Source organism: Microbacterium sp. zg.Y909, assembly GCF_024626565.1.
Genome location: NZ_JANJFJ010000501.1, coordinates 1 through 2796 on the forward strand (window position 1 = coordinate 1; position 2796 = coordinate 2796).

Consider the following 2796-nt stretch of genomic DNA (forward strand, 5'->3'; position numbering starts at 1 on the left):
GCCGGAGCGACGAAGCACCCGGACTTGGCGTTGCCCATCACGGGGTCGCACGCGTACACGGCATCCGGATTGGCCGCCTTCACCCGGGCAACGGCGTCGACGATGACATCGCCGATACCCTCGCTGCCCTGGTACCCCGACAGGACGACGTCGATCTCGCCGAAGACACCGCGCTCCTCGATGCCGGTGATCACCTCGCGCACGTCATCCGGCGAGATCATCGGGCCGCGCCACGCGCCGTAGCCGGTGTGGTTGGAGAAGTTCACGGTGTAGACCGGCAGCACCTCCACGCCGATGCGCTGCAGCGGGAAGACCGCGGCGGAGTTGCCGACGTGCCCGTAGGCGACGGCGGACTGGATGGACAGGATCTTCACGGGTGGTGACCTTCTCTCATCGGGATGCCGTCACGCGGACGGCGGCGGCGACGTCGGCGGCCAGGCGCTCCGCCTCGGCGTCGGACAGGGTGTGGACGGTGAGGCGCAGGCGCTCGGACGCCCCGCCGTCGGCCAGGGCGAACTCGTCGCCGGGCCGGGCCAGCCAGCCGCGGCGCATCAGCTGATCGGTCACCGCGCGGGCGGGTACGCCGAGGTGCACCCAGAGACTGAGCCCGTCCCCGGCGCGGCAGGCGATGCCGTGGGCGCTCAGCCGTGCGGCGAACGCGCGGTTGCGGGCCAGGTAGTGCGCGCCGGCGCGCTGCACCGCGGCCATCACGGCAGGGTCGGTGACCTGCGCGACGGTGAGTCGCTGCAGCAGGTGGCTGACCCAGGTCGTGCCGGGGCTGAGGCGCATCGCCAGGCGGTCGGCGGTGTCGGCGTCGGTCGCCGCGACCGCGAGGCACATGTCGGGCCCCAGGAACTTCGACACCGACCGCACCAGCGCCCAGCGGCGGTGCGACGCGCCCACGATCGAGTGATAGGGCTGATCGGTCAGCAGCGAGAGGTGGTCGTCCATCACGACGAGCACATGGGGGTGGTCGGCCAGGACAGCACGCAGGTCGGCGGCGCGCCGGGCGGTGAGACTCACGCCCGTCGGGTTCTGCGCACGCGGGGTGCAGATCACCGCCCGCACGCCGTCCGCCAGGGCACGGGCGAGTCCGTCGACGGTCATCCCCTCGTCATCGACGGCCACGGGCACGGGCCGGTAGCCGCCCAGGCGCACGGTGCGGATGCTGGACAGGAAGCAGGGGTCCTCGAGGGCGACGGCATCATCGCGCACCAGCGTCCCCGCCAGCAGACGCTCCATCGCGTCGACGGCGCCGCCGGTGACCGTGATGCGCATAGCCGCCCGGTCGGGGACGTCCGGCGTCATCCAGTCGCGCGCCCAGCGCTCCAGATCGGGGTCGATGACGGGCTCGCCGTACAGCACAGGGCGGCCGGCGAGCACTGCGAGCGCTCCGGTGAGGTCGGGGATGAGGGCCGGGTCGGGATTGCCGTCGCCGACGTCGCGCAGCACGCTGTCCTGCGCGAACCCCTCGATGGGCATCGGCGCCGGGGAGGCCACCCGCGTGCCGCCGCGCCCGCGCGACGCGACGAGCCCGGCCTGACCGAGCTGACGGTAGGCGGCGACGACGGTATTGCGGTTGACGCCGAGGCGGTCGGCCAGCGTGCGCACCGGCGGGAGCGCGTCACCGGGGGAGAGGCGTGCGCTGTCGACGAGCGCGCGCACGCTGTCGGCGATCTCCGCCGCCGTCGTGCCCGTGATCCCGTCGGTCACCGTCGCGTTCTCCATCTGCTCGAATCTACAGCTCAGGACATGCTAGCGTCTGGCCTATGCCAAACATCGACCGCGCCGCGGAGGCGCCGGAGAACCCGCTGCAGGCCGGGACAACCGGATCGGCCCGCGTGAAGCGCGGCCTGGCCGAGATGCTCAAGGGCGGCGTGATCATGGACGTCGTGACCGCCGAGCAGGCGCGCATCGCCGAGGATGCCGGCGCGGTGGCGGTGATGGCACTGGAACGGGTGCCTGCCGACATCCGGGCGCAGGGCGGGGTCGCCCGGATGAGCGATCCCCAGCTCATCGACGACATCATCGCCGCCGTGTCGATCCCCGTCATGGCGAAGGCGCGCATCGGCCACTTCGTCGAGGCGCAGGTGCTGCAGCATCTCGGCGTCGACTACATCGACGAGTCCGAGGTGCTCTCGCCCGCCGACTACGTCCACCACATCGACAAGTGGCCGTTCACCGTGCCGTTCGTGTGCGGTGCGACGAACCTCGGCGAGGCACTGCGACGCATCACCGAAGGCGCCGCGATGATCCGTTCCAAGGGCGAGGCGGGCACCGGCGACGTGTCGGAGGCGACGCGGCACATCCGCACCATCTCCTCCGAGATCGCGCGGCTGCGCTCGATGAGCAGGGACGAGCTGTACGTGGCGGCGAAGGAACTGCAAGCGCCCTACGAGCTGGTGGCCGAAGTCGCCGAGCAGGGGCGACTCCCCGTTGTGCTGTTCGTCGCGGGCGGGGTGGCGACGCCCGCCGACGCCGCCATGATGATGCAGCTCGGCGCCGACGGGGTGTTCGTGGGGTCGGGCATCTTCAAGAGCGGCAACCCCGCCGCGCGGGCGGCGGCGATCGTGAAGGCCGTCACGTTCTTCGACGACCCGCAGGTGGTCGCGGACGCTTCACGGGACCTCGGGGAGGCCATGGTCGGCATCAATGTCACCGACCTCGCCGCTCCCCACCGCCTCGCGGACCGCGGCTGGTAGTCATGTCGGCACGGCGTGCCGGAGTCCTGGCCCTGCAGGGGGACGTGCGCGAGCACCTGCGCGTGCTGAGCCGGCTGGGCGCCGATGCGGTGCC

3 protein-coding genes are annotated in these 2796 nt (G+C 72.1%); 1 reads left to right on the plus strand and 2 read right to left on the minus strand.

The genetic code is table 11. The features are described 5' to 3' along the window. Together pdxY and NQ160_RS21975 are read right to left on the minus strand one after the other, a co-directional pair. A partial coding sequence (pdxY, locus tag NQ160_RS21970; protein ID WP_257517171.1) for a pyridoxal kinase occupies positions 1-374 on the minus strand: 374 nt, incomplete at its 3' end. 16 nt (positions 375-390) lie between these two features. Continuing rightward, complete coding sequence (locus NQ160_RS21975; protein WP_257517172.1) at positions 391-1728, minus strand: aminotransferase class I/II-fold pyridoxal phosphate-dependent enzyme; 1338 nt, start codon at positions 1726-1728, stop codon at positions 391-393. A 41-nt stretch (positions 1729-1769) separates the two neighbouring features. Between NQ160_RS21975 and pdxS the strand changes: the two genes are divergently transcribed. Next, positions 1770-2702, plus strand: coding sequence for a pyridoxal 5'-phosphate synthase lyase subunit PdxS (pdxS, locus tag NQ160_RS21980; RefSeq protein ID WP_257517173.1), 933 nt, complete (start codon positions 1770-1772; stop codon positions 2700-2702). Positions 2703-2796 lie beyond the last annotated feature (94 nt).

What these genes read in the sequence shown, in the direction of transcription:
- pdxS (WP_257517173.1), top strand. Translation starts at nt 1,770, where the DNA reads ATGCCAAACATCGACCGCGCCGCGGAGGCGCCGGAGAACCCGCTGCAG.
- NQ160_RS21975 (WP_257517172.1), bottom strand. Translation starts at nt 1,728, where the DNA reads ATGGAGAACGCGACGGTGACCGACGGGATCACGGGCACGACGGCGGCG.